At 38.6% G+C, this 15,615-nt stretch carries 11 protein-coding genes; 3 read left to right on the forward strand and 8 right to left on the reverse strand.

Annotated elements, in window-relative coordinates:
- The first annotated feature begins 1,226 nt into the window (after positions 1–1,226).
- Positions 1,227–2,462 carry an ORC1-type DNA replication protein gene (locus METTI_RS07450; RefSeq protein ID WP_023845207.1) on the forward strand — a complete coding sequence of 412 codons (1,236 nt, stop codon included), beginning with the start codon at positions 1,227–1,229 and terminating at the stop codon, positions 2,460–2,462.
- Positions 2,463–2,564: 102 nt separating this feature from the next.
- Here the strand turns inward: METTI_RS07450 and METTI_RS07455 are convergent, their stop codons facing one another.
- The gene (locus METTI_RS07455; protein ID WP_023845208.1) at positions 2,565–3,131 is read right to left on the reverse strand and encodes a signal peptidase I; all 567 of its coding nucleotides are present in this window, start codon (positions 3,129–3,131) and stop codon (positions 2,565–2,567) included.
- Between the two features lie 148 nt (positions 3,132–3,279).
- Between METTI_RS07455 and METTI_RS07460 the strand changes: the two genes are divergently transcribed.
- Together METTI_RS07460 and METTI_RS07465 are read left to right on the forward strand one after the other, a co-directional pair.
- Positions 3,280–4,878: a DNA-directed DNA polymerase II small subunit gene (locus tag METTI_RS07460; RefSeq protein WP_023845209.1), complete on the forward strand. Its 1,599-nt coding sequence runs from the start codon at positions 3,280–3,282 to the stop codon at positions 4,876–4,878.
- A 92-nt stretch (positions 4,879–4,970) separates the two neighbouring features.
- The gene (locus METTI_RS07465) at positions 4,971–5,528 is read left to right on the forward strand and encodes a hypothetical protein (RefSeq protein WP_048135277.1); all 558 of its coding nucleotides are present in this window, start codon (positions 4,971–4,973) and stop codon (positions 5,526–5,528) included.
- A gap of 57 nt (positions 5,529–5,585) precedes the next feature.
- On the opposite strand, the gene METTI_RS07470 is transcribed toward METTI_RS07465, so the two are convergent.
- The 7 genes from METTI_RS07470 to METTI_RS07500 form a co-directional block, all read right to left on the reverse strand.
- Complete coding sequence (locus METTI_RS07470) at positions 5,586–7,211, reverse strand: methylamine methyltransferase corrinoid protein reductive activase (RefSeq protein ID WP_023845210.1); 1,626 nt, start codon at positions 7,209–7,211, stop codon at positions 5,586–5,588.
- 51 nt (positions 7,212–7,262) lie between these two features.
- Complete coding sequence (gene pylD / locus METTI_RS07475; RefSeq protein ID WP_023845211.1) at positions 7,263–8,048, reverse strand: 3-methylornithyl-N6-L-lysine dehydrogenase PylD; 786 nt, start codon at positions 8,046–8,048, stop codon at positions 7,263–7,265.
- 2 nt (positions 8,049–8,050) lie between these two features.
- Positions 8,051–9,154: a 3-methylornithine--L-lysine ligase PylC gene (gene pylC / locus METTI_RS07480; protein ID WP_023845212.1), complete on the reverse strand. Its 1,104-nt coding sequence runs from the start codon at positions 9,152–9,154 to the stop codon at positions 8,051–8,053.
- Positions 9,151–10,242 carry a methylornithine synthase PylB gene (gene pylB, locus METTI_RS07485; RefSeq protein WP_023845213.1) on the reverse strand — a complete coding sequence of 364 codons (1,092 nt, stop codon included), beginning with the start codon at positions 10,240–10,242 and terminating at the stop codon, positions 9,151–9,153. The genes pylC and pylB overlap by 4 nt, the downstream gene beginning before the upstream one ends.
- A gap of 9 nt (positions 10,243–10,251) precedes the next feature.
- On the reverse strand, positions 10,252–11,604 hold the full coding sequence (gene pylS / locus METTI_RS07490) for a pyrrolysine--tRNA(Pyl) ligase (protein ID WP_023845214.1): 1,353 nt from the start codon (positions 11,602–11,604) through the stop codon (positions 10,252–10,254).
- A gap of 711 nt (positions 11,605–12,315) precedes the next feature.
- Positions 12,316–12,726: a response regulator gene (locus tag METTI_RS07495; RefSeq protein ID WP_023845215.1), complete on the reverse strand. Its 411-nt coding sequence runs from the start codon at positions 12,724–12,726 to the stop codon at positions 12,316–12,318.
- A gap of 1 nt (position 12,727) precedes the next feature.
- Positions 12,728–15,571 carry a PAS domain S-box protein gene (locus METTI_RS07500; RefSeq protein WP_052324366.1) on the reverse strand — a complete coding sequence of 948 codons (2,844 nt, stop codon included), beginning with the start codon at positions 15,569–15,571 and terminating at the stop codon, positions 12,728–12,730.
- Positions 15,572–15,615 lie beyond the last annotated feature (44 nt).

The raw sequence follows: 15,615 nt of genomic DNA on the forward strand, positions 1-15,615 counted from the left end.
ATTTGTCTTTCTGATCCAGATAAGCATTATATCCGAATGAATCATCTTTACGTGAAATAGTTTCAGGACAATTTTCACAGGGATTTGATTTTCCAAATATCTGAAAACATTTTTTTGTTTTTTCTTCTCCGGGATTAAAACCTGACAATATTAATCCAGCATGGTTTAAAAAAAGAATATTGTAATTCTTATCATATATACCAATTAAATGAGGAAATGAATTTAATAATGATTTAAGTATTAGATTATTTTCTATATCTGTTTCTATAGATCCTAGTTTTGACTGGATTGTTGCATTTTCGGTTTCAATTAACATTACCCTTGTCACCACACAGTTTCTATTAAGACTATATTTCTTTTATTCTATATATCTATTTATAGAAAAATAAAACTATTTTAAGACTGTTTATTGATGATATAATTTAATGGATGATATTTAATTTGACAAAGTCAAGTATCAAATTTTAAATATTGATATTTTTTTCTTAGATTTTAACAGATTTTTAGATAAGATAGTCACCCCATGGTTTCCACTGGAGTTTGGTTTTCGAATTCCGGATTTTTTGGGATTTTTATTAAATCAATTTTATTAATGAGTGCAACCCCATGATTTCTACTGGAGTTTTTAAATTTCATTCTATTTTTGGAAATTCAATCAACTTTATACCAACTTCAGATGTTTTTAAGTTTAATTATTAAATTAATCTTAAAAATTTTAATTAAAATTAACTTAAACTTCAGAAAAGCTTATATAGTAATATATTGATACATACACTGCCATCTTTTTTTATTAAATTTTAAAAAAGATAGTCATATCTTTTTTTTGGCTTCCAGACGAAATCATAGGGTCACTGTCTTTTATAAACCTTCCAGTTGAAACAAAGGGGTTTACTTCCATATGAAACTCTTTTCTTTATATCCTTTTGAATTTGCAAATCGTTAACAAAGTATACTGATGCTTTTTTACGTTCATGTTTGTTATTTTATATAAATCTCCAATTGAAACAAAGGGGTCTAAACCATAAACATTAATAACCACCACTTCCATTGTATCCTTTGGAATTGAGAGAGGAAATCCAGTCAATCATTTCAAGTTAACAATTTGTTTCCCAGTTTTATATTAAGATCCAAATTGATTTTGATTTGTTTTTGATTGGTAGTTCTTATCCATAACAACAGATGTTTGAGTACAGTTTGTAAGTTAAAGGATAGGGTGAAATAAGTAAATGCAAAGTAAATCATTAGATGGCCTGTTCCAGGAATTACTGGAAAATGAACCTATTTTTAAAAACAAAGAGGTTTTAAGACATTCATACACTCCTGATTCGCTTGTCCACCGTGACGATCAAATCAATAGCCTTGCTTCTATTCTTGTTTCAGCACTCAGGGGAGATACACCTTCTAACATTCTTATTTACGGAAAAACAGGTACAGGAAAAACAGCTGTTACAAGACATGTTGGAATTGAGCTTGAAAGAAAAGGCGAGTCTCTGGGACTTTCATGTAAAGTTGTCTACCTTAATTGTGAAGTAATCGACACGCAGTATAGACTTCTTGCAAATCTCACAAGACAGTTTGGTGAAGACGTCCCGATGACCGGATGGCCTACTGACCAGGTCTTCTTCAAATTCAAGGAAACAATCGATAATGAAAGACAGGTTGTTATTATTATTCTGGACGAAATTGATAAGCTGATAAAAAAAGGCGATGATGTTCTTTACAATCTTTCAAGAATCAACACAGATCTTGAAAAGGCAAAAGTCAGTATGATTGGCGTTTCCAACGACCTCAAATTTACAGAATTCCTTGATCCAAGAGTAAAGAGTTCACTTGGAGAAGAAGAAATTATTTTCCCACCATACGATGCTGATCAGATTAGTGATATCCTGCATGAGAGAGCCCAGATTGCTTACAAGCCAGATGCACTGGATGAAATGGTAATTCCACTTTGTGCTGCTTTTGCAGCTCAGGAACATGGTGATGCGAGACGCGCTCTTGACCTTCTCAGGGTTGCAGGGGAAATTGCAGAACGGGAAAATAAATCACGTGTTGAGGAACAGCATGTAAAAGGCGCTCAGGAAAAGATTGAGATTGATCGCGTCATCGAAGTTGTGCGCACGCTTCCCACACAATCAAAGCTTGCACTCTACAGTGTAATGCTTCTGAGAAACAATGGTTACAAGAATGTTACAACCGGAGAAGTCTACAATGTGTATCGTCAGCTCTGTCTTCAGGTGGATATGGATATTTTAACACAGCGCAGGGTAACGGATCTCATGTCAGAGCTTGATATGCTTGGTATTGTCAATGCAGTTGTCGTCAGCAAAGGAAGATACGGCAGGACAAAAGAAATAGTATTAAGTGTCCCTATAAACAGTACGAAAAAAGTATTGTTTGAGGATTACAGGCTTAAACCACTTGAGTTCTTCAAACCTGTTCTCACAACACAGTTGCATCTTTAAACTTAAATTCAGGTTTAAAGATTACAACTTTTTTATTCTTAACTTTTAAATCTAATTTTTGTATTTTAATTTGCAGCTTTCTAGCATTTGGCTTTATTTTAGTCAGAAACCAGGAAGTAGCAGTCTCAGATATCCAATATATGGAACTCTGTAACGTGCAACGCCAATTACCCAGTCTTCCTTAACAGGCATCAGGTAACTGACTTGTCCCTGTTGATCATAGTATTTGTTGGTAATTTGGTTGTCACCTTTTGTAATGTAACCGGCATAAGGCGCAGCAGGACCACCATCCCACATAGGCTCTCCTTCTTCAACGTAATACATAGCCCTGTGAATAATCGGGGTCACACCTTCCTGTCCGTATGGTTTATAAAGTATTACATTACCGTATTTTTCGAAGGTAGTGTAATTATCGTTATTCATGCCTTCTTCATAAGTGACAATTTCAGTCCTGTCGATGCTCTGGATGAATATGATATCACCGATATTCATATGTGGTTCCATGCTTCCGGATTCCACTGCAACCATAGGTGTCCACATACCGAAAACAATCTGAGAGAAAGTTGCAAATACCAATACGGCTAACAGAACAGTCAGAATGTCCCGGGCAAGCGAAACAAAGAAATTGTCACTTTCTTTGAAAACATGGTAGGTTTCTTTTAAATTCATATTCTTACCTGTCTTCCGTCCAAATCAATGAAAGAATCTATTAATGAGTATGGAATATAATTGCAAAAATAAAATGTTTCCCCCTTATAAAACATTTTTCAAATTTTTATTGTAAAATAAGCTGTACTTAAATCCAAATTGTATCACCATGAATGAAATTGATGTGCTTACAGCCTTTATTGAAGAAGGCTATCAGATAAGTCCTGAAGCAGTGGACCTTATATGTTCTCATTGTTCCCCCGGGGAACTTGTGGCTTACGTACTTGAACACATAGATCTTTCTGTGCTTGTTATTGATGTCGAACACATTGATCTGGAAAGTTTCAATTCATCACTTCATGTAAATGAAGAGACATTTAAGTTATCAGAAGAACTTTCTCCTGAACTGGAAAAATCCTACAATTACAATGATTCTCATGATACAAATGGTTCTTATGATTCATATTCATCCTACCAGACATCTCCAATATCAGGTTTCAAGAGTAATTACTGTAATGTTGACAGTCCAATTTCCATACTTTCTGATATTACCGACAATTCAACGTGTGTCGGTGAGTACATGGAATTTGTTCAGTTTTTCAGGAACAGGTATACAAGACTTAGTGATATCATACGCGGCAGGATAACAGCCCGACCTATTGAGAGTCTGAAAAAAGGCAAAGGAACTAACTTCAGAGGAAGCCGCGAAGCAGGGGAAGTTTCTATAATAGGCATGATCTCTGATATGAAAAGCACCAGTAATGGTCATAAGATTCTTGAGGTCGAAGACCCCACAGGCTCATTTTCAGTCCTTATACGCTCTGCTGACAAAGATCTTTTTGAGCAGGCCAGCCATTTTGTTCTGGATGAGGTTGTGGGGTTCACAGGAACTCTCACAAATGACGGCAACTTAATGATAGCACAGAAAGTCACGCTTCCGGACCTTCCTGCGGTAAATCCAAAAAAGACCGGAAGCTTTGGAAAAGCAGTTCTCACATCTGATATCCACATAGGAAGCAACACTTTCCTTGAAGAACCATGGGAACGTTTCCTTGATTTCCTCAATGGGGATACTGATAACGAAGCCCTGCTGGAGATTTCTAAGGAAATACGTTATCTTCTTGTTGCAGGTGATCTTGTGGATGGAGTTGGCATTTATCCGGGACAGGAAAATGAGCTTTCCATCATGGATGTATACGACCAGTACAAAAAAGCCGGTGAATACTTCCACATGATCCCAAAACACATCAAGATAATTATTTCTCCTGGAAACCATGATGCAGTTCGCCAGGCAGAGCCACAGCCAAGACTTCCTGAATGCATCAGGGACTATTTCCCTGAGAATGTTACATTCGTAGGAAATCCATCTATTGTTGATCTTGATGGTGTAAAAGTGATGCTCTACCACGGGCGTTCAATTGATGATCTGGTGTCTTCAGTTCCAGGTGTGTCATATACTGAACCCACAAAAGCAATGGTAGAAATGATGAAATTCAGGCACCTTTCACCAATTTATGGAAGCCGTGTTTCCATTGCACCTGAAAAGAAGGATTATTTTGTTATTGGAAATGTACCTGATATACTGCATTGCGGCCATGTGCATACCATTGGTGTGGAATGGTACAAGAATGCCCTGCTGATAAATTCAGGAACATGGCAGGACCAGACTGAGTTTCAGAAAAGAGTAAATGTTGTACCGACACCTGCACAGGTGCCGGTGGTTGATCTTGAAACACTGAAGACCACTATTCTAAAGTTTAATGAATGAAGTCATTTCTATTTTTGCAAAATTGAACATGTAAAATCAATTTAGACAATTATTTATATTACAACTCAGATGCTATTTTTGGGGTGTTTTAAATGAAATCCAAAAATTGTTGGGTTATAGCTTTAGGAGAACAATCATTTTTTTGGGAAGAGTGCAGAAAAGGAAACTTCATCGTTATTGGATGGGGTAAATATGGAGACCCTAGTAAGTATCATACTTATGAAGAACTAAAAGAACATTTGATAAATTTGGATTTTAGTGATATGACACCGATAAAAATTGGTAACATGGCCTCTCAGATTTGGAAATTTACAAAAATAATGGATGAAAAAGACATTGTTATTGTCAGAAGGGGCCAGAGTAGGATACTGGAAATAGGAAAAGTCAAAAGTAAGCAATATTATGATTCTGCAAAATTGTCTTATGAAATCAAAAGTGAATATTACAGTCCAAATATTGATGACTATAAAAATGCATATTCAACTATCAGAGATGTAACATGGTTGGCCAATTTTCCACCAGAAGGAATTGAGGTTTCAAAACATCAAGATTGGATTAGGACTCTTATAGAAATTAAAGATGAGAAGCTGAAAATACTTTTGTCTGAACTCGAAAACTATGATATTTCACTTGATGTTTTGAATGAATAATTTCTAATCCCTTTGTTTCTAGTGGAACTTCAAATTAATTTGAATAATCTTATTTGATCATTCTTCCTTAATCTTCAGCAATGAATGATTCATTGTCTGCTCAGGACAGATTGTCACACAGCGCCTGCAACTTGTGCCAAGACAGTGCTGACTGTCGATATTGACAATTCTTGCACCGTTTTCTTCAATTATTTCCAGTGCATCCTCAGGACATTCTTCCACGCATTCATGGCAGAGTATACATTTCTCAACCGGAGCTTCAAGTGTGATTCCTATATCCTTTACAATATCAAGGCCAAGGTAACCAACGTCATCGATATCCCTGGAAACTCTTCTTTCGATTTCAACTTTTTCAAGATCCTGCGGGAATACAGGAATACCATACATTTCCAGCATCTGAGCGTACATCTCTGCAGGCATTCCCTGCTGCCAGGTTGATAGTTCGCAGACATAGATATCCTTAAAAGTATCACTTGTTGCCATCATCAGGTGGTCTGCATGTATCTTTTTTGCAACTGCAATAACCTCATCCAGCTTTGAAACATCGATTGCAATCTTCCTTGCCAATCCGATTGAAGTGTTACCGAATTGGATAATTCCTCTTGAAAAACCAGGAACAGAACCGATGTGTCTTGCTTTATCAGCATCCACATACGTGCCAGTTGCACCTGACATGTATGAATACCTGAGATCCTCATATTTAAGTCCCGATTCAACCATAAGTGTCATGTGAGCGGCACGGATTGCTCCGATTGCCTTACCTACTTCCTCGACATCCTGGTCGGTGATAACTATTCCCTCACCAAGTATCAGTTTTCTATTGGGTAACTGCGGAAGTTTCTCGATAATTCCTTCCTTGATTGCAAGTGCCATTGTAGAAATAACACCTGTACCGGTGATACCTTTTGGAACAAGATCTCCTTCTTCTATTGTTTCACCACTTACCGGATCAACAAGAGGACCCTTACCTGAAGTCATTGTTTCATCAAGAACAGTGAGCCTCCAGTGTCCATTTTCCACGTTAATATCACTGATTGCTCCAGGACCTGCAAGCATTCCACAAGCAATTCCCTGTCCTTCGATTGCAGGACCTGCGGCTGCACTTGCAGTTATTATTCTTTCACCGATCTTCAGTGCCATTTCGGCATTGGTGCCGTAATCAGTGACAAGACAGGGTTCTGCCTGGTGAATGAAATCTGTTTCAAGCATCATTGCAAGGGCATCTGCACCAATCTCGTGTTTGATTGCCGGTGGAATAACTATTTCACAATTATCCATTGGATATATATCTGCAAAAATCTCGTTTGCAGGGAATATCCTTGCATCCCTTTTCACATCTTTAACACCAAGTGATGCCTGTTTGTTTTCACCTGCATACGCAAGATCCCTGATCTCCATATTCTGGAAAAGTGAGAGTTGTATTGGATTACCGCAGACAGCTATTCTCTGTATCTTTTCAGGTTCAACATCGAACTTTTCAAGTATCTCTTTGACAGTTTCGATGATAAGCCCGTGAGCCACATCCGTTCCGGTGCCCATTGCAAAGTCGAGGTGGTCCATTACATTTCCACCAGGAAGCGGGTGTCCCATTGTGATTACAGTCTTTACAGTTTCCTGTTTCTCAAGATCGATAAGTTGTGACCTGAAACCACTGGTTCCAAGGTCAAGGGAAATCACATACATATTCTCAGCACTCCAATTTCAATTTAGACTTTTAAATTTAGACTTACACTTTCAGTTCTGTATCACAGAATACAACATTGAAGCCACACCGATTGCAAGTGGCTCCATCACAAGGTCAACATGATACTTCTGCCCAATTTCAGGTGGAAGTCCGCAGGGAATTCCCGGAGTTGAGACAAGACATCTCTCCTCGATCATACCTTCTGATATGGTATTTGCATTGGGTGTTGCCTCAAAGACCATTGAGAACTTTTTCCTGTCATCACTGCAATAGGGCTTGATCCCAAGTTCATCCACAGCCTTCTGCAGAAATTCCTTGTTTGGATCACATGCATAGACATTAAATCCCTTGTTCACAAGGTGACAGGCTCCTGCATAACCAACTCTTCCGAGTCCGATAACAAGTATATCTTTTGACTTTGCTTCCTGGAATCTTGATGCAATGTCAGCATATATCACACCTGTAGCAACGTGGTTGCTCACTATTTTCTCATTTCTCAGGTTGTGAGCGGTGAAGATGTGGTCATCTGCCATCATTATGATATCAGCACCCTCAGAAACAGCTTCATAATAACCTGTGACATCGGGGTGTTCTGTCACAAATCCTTCAAAACCGAAATACTGGACTATGAACAGGAGTGATGATGTGAAAGTACTGATGATACCATTGCCGGCAGTTATTGGAATAATAGCTACTTTTTCAGAACCAGGTTCTGTACCGTATAATGCGGAGCATATACCTTTGATATCAAGACCTGTAATCCTTTTTGCCATCTCATCATTCTCTTCAAGTTGCATTGAAAGGTTTTCAAGGTCTTCCGGTGTTAAAAGTGCCATTTTTATTCCTCCTGTTCTATATTCCTGAAATGACCGATGATCATTTCCATTCCATTCTGTCTTATCGTTTCAGTCTCTTCTCTGTCAGTTCCATAGCTTATGAGGGTGAAAACACTGTTTCTGTTCTCTCCTCTGGATTCGAATATTTCTAGTCCTTCTGAAGTCTGGAACTGCACGTATTCGTCTCCCTGTGAAAGCACATGCTCACCAACAGGTTTCAGTTCTCCATTTTCAAGTAAAAGGTGCTCGTAAATGCAATAGTTAGTTTCAGGAGCCATTCCCATTTCCTGAACTTCTCCCACAAACGCCTGCATGAGCATCTCCACAAGGTTGATTCCTGTAGAGTGATAAACTGCCGTAGGTGTTTGGCTCGGGAACCTCGCATCTATTTCCAGTACCTTAAGTCCCCTGGGACTGTCTATTGCTTCAACATCCATTATTCCTTGAAGATTGATGTTCCTGGCAAGCTCATAAGTTATTTTCCTGAATTCAGGATAATTTTTAATGGGAGTCACCATATGACAGTCATAGGTTTCATCGATGTGTATCTTTGTTTCCTTTACAACTGCAAAGTGAGTTCCATCACCTATCACTTCAAGGGAAATCACATCTCCCTCAACATACTCTTCAATGAGCATCGAAGGGTCAAGTCCTTCAAGCCCCTTGTCATCATATATTATAGATGTCCCGATACTGCTGCTCTCACATGGTGGTTTCACAAAATATGGCGGACTGGTAGGTTTATCTGCGGGAGTTGGGATATCAATTGACTTGAAATAGTCCTTGGAACGCTTCTTGTCCATGCTGATGTGATATGCATCGAAATCAAAGAGTACGGGACAGGCAAGCTCATCCTTTATGCCTCTGAGAAAATCTATAGTTTCAAGGTTCTCGTTCACAGGGATGATAGCATCCATATTTTCTGAGAGTTCGATGAGTTTTTCAGGTTCCCTGACCACATCGAAGCAGTGAAAACTGTCAACAACCTTGCGTATCAGGGGTTTTTCCCTGCGATCAACAAGTACGACATCCATACCTGCTTTATGTGCAAGATAAGTAACCTCAAAACCCTGTAGCTTGCCACCGATTATGCATACAGTAGTCATAGTGCAGCCACCGGGATTTTTATCGGAGTTCCCTGTTTTTTTTCTATTATCCTGTTAAATTCAGCCTGGCTCGCAGGCTCCATGCCTATTTTTCTCAGGCGATTAATGACACTTCTTGAGTCCCTGTCCCTTTCTTCAAGTTCCCTGTCATAGTTGACAACGCCTTCTAGTGAGGAATCTGCGGATATAATTGATGTAACCACATTTGCACCTGCGTTAAGACGGTCTACCATACCATCGATTCCTTCAAGGTCAAGGGATGCTGGAATGAGTTTGTCAGGGAACATCAGTCTGAGAACTGAGATTATTTTAAGTTCTGACAGGCTGGACTGCTGTGATACCAGTTCAAGAGGAGTTCCTTCCTGTGGAACGAAGGTCATAACACGAACCATATCTGGTTGTCCCTTTTGCATTCCACGAAGTGAGATTATGGTTGATTCAACATCATTTCCGACACCTGTGAGGATACCATCTTCAACGCAGTAACCATTGGTTCTCGCAAATTCTCTGGCATGATTCCTTTCATCGAAAGATTGTCCCACCCTCAGTTTCCGGTAGAGATTCTCATCATGAGTTTCCTGATAGAGTGCAAGAAAATTAGCTCCGCTTTCGTGGAGTCTGCTAAGAGTATTGTCATCCATGACCCCAGGAGAGATCATTATTGGAAGTCCTGTTTCTTCCTTTACTGCTTTTACAACATCAACGAATTTTTCAGGATTGTTGTGGAAATAAGGGTCCTCTCCCATTGTAAGGTCTACCATGTGGATGGTCTCGTTCCTGATTGCCCGTGAAATTTTACGTATTTCTTCAAGATCAAGGCGATAGCGCTGTATGTCGTTGCACCTGTTATAATAACAGAAGGCACAGTTGTTCTTGCAGTGGGTTGAAAAATAAACGAAGCTGTAGAGGAAGACCCTGTTCCCGAAATGGTGGTCTCTCACTTTTCTTGCAACGTATTGCAGCTTCTCTATGTCTTCTTCTTCTGTCAGGGAAAGAAGTTCTCTTAAGTTATCATCTGTGAGCTTCTGTCCGTTTATTATATTTTCAGCGATAATGTCAAGATTCCGGTAATTACTGTCCTTTATCATGGTTCCACCTCAAAGATTGATGCTGATTCCGTTGTAGTATGATTCTGATCTGGCTGCACGTTTTATGTTCTTGAAATCATGTTTTGCTTTTAGCAACCTTTCAAGACCAAAACCGGCTCCAATCCAGGGTTTGTTTACTCCCCAGTCCATATCCATTGGGACCGGGCCGACAACGGCGGATGAGAGTTCCATTTTTTTATGCATCACATCGATGGTGTCACCATAGACCATGCAACTGTCTGCAACGATCTCGAATTCAATTCCCAGGAAATCCAGAAGTTCCTTAATAAGATACTCAAGTTCATCCCTTGTACAATTTGATCCCATCTGGCAGAAATTCAGCATTGTGAATTCTTCAAGGTGGCTGTTTCCATCAGATTCTTTACGATAACAAGGACCTATCTCAAATATTCTGACAGGGTCAGGAAGTACATTATCGAATTTTCTCAGGTGGTTGTAGAGTCCCGGAGCAAGCATTGGGCGCAGACACATGTTGTCTCCAACCCTGAATATTTGCTCTGAAAGCTTCTTGTCCTCGCCAACTCCCATTCGTTCCATATATTCAAAAGGAATGAGAATTGGGGACTTGACTTCAAGGAAGCCCATATCCACGAGAAATTCAGTAATTGTTCTCTCAAGTTTTCCAAGCAGGTTTTCGCGACTGTCCTCGTACATTTCCCTTATATCCTTCTTACGCTGTAGGGTCAGGGTGGATTCGAGTTCTGCAAAGGATCTCTTTTCCTTTGCAAACGATATCATTTCTCCGGGACCTAAAAGTGAAAGAATCCTGTTCTTTTGCAGGGGTGTGAAATCAGTCTTCTTTGACTTTGCTTGTGGCTGGGAAGATGTTTTCTTAGCCTTAGAATTATTACCAGGATTGGAAGGGCTGGAACTGCTCTTTAAGGATTTAGGATTTGATCTGTGGTTGGTGGAACTATTGGCAGTTATTCCAGCCCGAGGTTCATTATGAATGTGATCTTTAATATCATTCGCAGGCTTATTATTTTCAATAGCTTCTGCAGGTATTGTAACAGGCTCGGCAGGCTTTTCAGAAGGTAGTCTGAACGAGCGGACAATTTTGATCTCAGCTTCATCTTTCCTTGAGATCTTCTTTGAGAATTCGTTAATTCTGTCGTCTGAAAGGCGACAATGTTTGCAGGGTTTTTGGAATTTATGGTTCCTTAGTGCTCTTGCAGACCTGCTGCTTCTGGAGTTGCGTACAGTGATGACCTCTCCGCAATCCATTTCTATTCTAATATATTTTTGTGATGTCTGACAACTCTTCACTCCGTGAAGGCGTCCGTTGCGTGACACCCATAATCCGTTTTTGCTAATAAGTGTATCAAGTGGTTTTCTTTCCATGCTAACAGCTCCTGGAGTTTGACCTTTTTTCCGATCAATTCCTAGAATCCCAGGAATGCAAGTATCCAGTTGTGGTCATTGTTGTTTCGTTTCATGATTTTGCATCCATAGTTTGTGTTTTTGGACTGTTTCTCATTGCTCTTCTGATTCTAAGAGAAACATCTTTAGCTTTGGTCATCGACATATATATATATTGTCCTGTTTGGCTACTATTTATATTTTCTCATTGCCTCGTATTAACATAGTATATATAACTTTTGATACTACTGTTGTCTTTTAAAGGTGCAAGAAAAACTATTGCTTCTTAGCATATTGATTTTATTTTTTATAGGGGGATACTTTCACCAGAACAAAATGGTTATAGCATAATTTGCTAGCAATGTTAGCATTACATGTGAATTATCATGAGGTATAATAATCCTGAAGTAACAGACTCATACATGAGTTTCAGATTCTAAATAACTAAATGTAGATGGCAAAGTGTTACTTATTTTTGGGAAGTGCAGGAATACTGACCCGTATCCCTGCCTACGGATATAGACCCCTTTATTAAGGGACACTTCCAGTAGAACAGAATAATATATAGCATAATTTGGTGCTATTATCTGCATGACATGTGAATTGTCATGGGGTACGATAACTGTCAGCACATGAATGAAATTATGTGCTCATAAGAAAACCTATTAATATCCCCAAAATGAAAATTTGAAATTATTTATCGTGGCAATGTTCCATCTGATACTTATATAATGCAATTTCAATTGTCGTTCGAAGGTCATCCTCTTCGAAAGGTTTTAAAATATATCCATAAGGTTCTGTCTGTTTAGCTCTTTTGAGCGTTTCATCATCAGAATGAGCCGTAAGATAGATTACTGGTATATTAAAACGTTCCCGGATTATTTGTGCTGCCTGAATTCCATCCATATCTCCTTTTAACCTGATATCCATAATCACAAGATCAGGGAGAAATCCTTCGGCTTTGTTAATTGCTTCTTTTCCGGTTGATGCAACACTGGAAACCTGATACCCAAGTTTATTAAGTCTTTTCTTTAGCTCCAAAGCAACTATATTTTCGTCCTCAACAACAAGTATCTTTGCATTATTTACCTCTGTTTCTTCCATTTTAGTTCCTCTCTGAAAAATTAATGATAAATTCTGTTCCATGAATTGAGTTCAGTTCGATGGTTCCATCTATCTGGTCAACCAACGTGGTCACAAGCTGTAAACCCAGGGATTCTGTATTTCTAAAATCAATATCCGGGGAAATACCAATTCCATTATCTTTTATTTTCAATAAAAAATCATTTTTAATGACATTAAGTTCCACACTGATTTCCCCTTCTTTCATTTCGGAGAAAGCATGTTTTAATGAGTTTGAAACAAGTTCGTTGATTATCATACCAAGCGGAACAGCTGTATCAACGTTGAGGTAAACACCCTCAATCTTAGAAACAAGCTTAATATCCTTCTTTCCATCTTCGCATGATCTGGATAGGTAATTCATTAATTTCTTCGTGTAATCGGAAAAATCAACACTTGTCATATCCTTTGATTGATACAGTTCTTCATGTATCAGAGCCATTGAACGCACACGGTTACGACTATCTAAAAAAGCCTCTATTACATCCTGCTGCTCAAAATTATCAGATGCAAGATAGAGCAAACTTGAAATTACCTGTAAATTGTTCTTCACACGGTGATGTATTTCTTTCTTGCGAATATTCTCTGCCTGAATAAGTGCTTCTTCTACCTTTTTACGTTCAGTAATATCCAGAATTATTCCCTGCAATGAAATCCTGCCGTAGTTATCCCTTCTTGTAAAGGTTCTTTCATCTACCCATTTTATATCGCCTGATTTGGTGTATATTCTGTATTCGTAGTTTAGTTCAGCCTCCTTTTTCATATAATAATTGGAAATATGCAGGTGAGTCCTTTCGCTATCATCGGGATGTATAATATCGGCATACTTAAGACGGTTAGATGTAAAATCTTCTACAGTATAGCCAAGTTTTGTGATGTTTTTTGAAACAAATTCTACTGGCCAGTCAGTTTCTGTCTTCCATTTGAAAGCTATAACAGGACTGTTATTGATTATACTCTCCATTTCTTCCTTAAGTTCGTTTGAGTGCTCAAGTTCTTCAGCATATTTTTTGAGTTCTTTTTCACTTTGTTTTCTTTTACTAATATCTCTTGCAATAGTAATGATTGCTTTATGCCCATCGAACCTGATCATACGACTGCTCAATTCTACCGGAAAGACAGTACCATCTTTTCTCATGTGGATTGTTTCCAAGAGATTGCTCTTCATTTTACATAATTCTTTAAGTACTGTAAGAAAATCTTTGCCACGATTTGAAGCATCAATGTCCATATAAGTTAAAGAAAGGAATTCATCATGGCTATATCCCATTCTTTTACATGAGATCTCATTTATTTCCAGAATATTCCCCTGCAGGTCGGTGAGATATATTGCATCATTCAGGCTTTCAAACAAAGTCCTGAATTTCCTTTCAGAATCTCTTAGAGCCTTTTCAGCCTTTTTTTGTTCGTGAATTGCCAGATCTAATGAGTTTCTTGTTTCTTCGATTCCTTCGGTGAGGATATTAAAATCACCCTTTCCATGTATCCGAACGTTGCGGGAAAAATCATTGTTCTGTATAGCAGTAAGTACGTTATTGGAATCTGCAATAATATTGTTTAAGGAATCTGCAAAATCATCTAATGTATCTCCAAGATGCTTGAATTCCCCTTTCAGTTCCAGTTCGGTACGAGCCCCAAGTTCTCCTTTTGCAAGTGCATTTGTAACTCTGATAGATTCCCGTATCGGTGCTACCACAGCATCAAGGATCATATTAAGTCCGATTGGAATCTCTTTGAAATCCCTTTCTACATCTGTTTTTGCTCTTGTATCCAGTTTACCGTCAACAGCATCCTGCGCAATATTCCTGAAGTTCTCAACGATTTCATCTATAGGAGACGTTATCGATGTTGCTATCAAATAAGAAACAAAGCCCATAAAGAATATTGAAATAGTAGAAATAATGACTAGGGTGTTTCTGAGTTTGGTAACCCCGGCAAACATCTCTTCTTTTGGGATCACAAGTACAAAAGAGTAGTTACCTGTTCTCACAGGTTCATAAAACATTATTACTTCTTTGCCTGTCAAAGGATCGACAGTTTCAATGCTTCCTCCTATTCCATTTTTGATCTCTTCTGCAGCACCTGATATTTGAGGAATTCCAAGATCGTAAAGGGTATGTGTGCCTATTCCTTCTTTGTATTCAGGGTGGGATACCAGAATACCGGTATTTCCTGTCACAAATGCATATCCTGTATCAAAGGCTCTTATGTCACTAACAACATCGTCGATGTAATCAAGAGAGACATCAACACCTGCGATACCTGAAAATTCACCATTCTTAAAGATAGGAACGTCATAGCTTACCATGAATATGCCCTGATAATAATAAGGTTCAGTGACAATATTTTCGTGTGTTAGCTCCGGAAGCTGGTAGTAATCCTGGGTGTCATAGTTCACAAGGGGTTCAACTTCTATTGTTCCCTGGATAGTATTCCAGTAGGGTATGAATCTCCCGGTGGAGTCGTGATATGGAGCATTGATATATTCATCATCATTTCCATCAAAAGCATCAGGTTCGTATCCTACATACACTCCCGTAAGAGAAGGATGAGTTTCAAGAATATTTTTGAGAATATTGTTTACTTCATTTCTGTCATCGGCTGTGTACATTTCCATTGTTTTAGCAATTGTTTCTGCAATAGCCATATTTGCCTGCATGTCACCGTCGAACTGATTCGCATAGTCCCTTGCCATTTCTACGGATTGAAGATATGCAAGTTCTTCTTGTTGGGATGTTACGGTTTTGATACTAACTGCGGTTGAAACAACGAGTACAAGAAAGACACTGACCACTATATACATAATCAGTTTGGTTTTAATTGTCATCTCATTCTTTTTCAATCACATGCACCTCCCATTCCCCTTCACAC

It is taken from the genome of Methanolobus tindarius DSM 2278 (genome assembly GCF_000504205.1).
Taxonomy (GTDB): Archaea; Halobacteriota; Methanosarcinia; order Methanosarcinales; family Methanosarcinaceae; genus Methanolobus; species Methanolobus tindarius.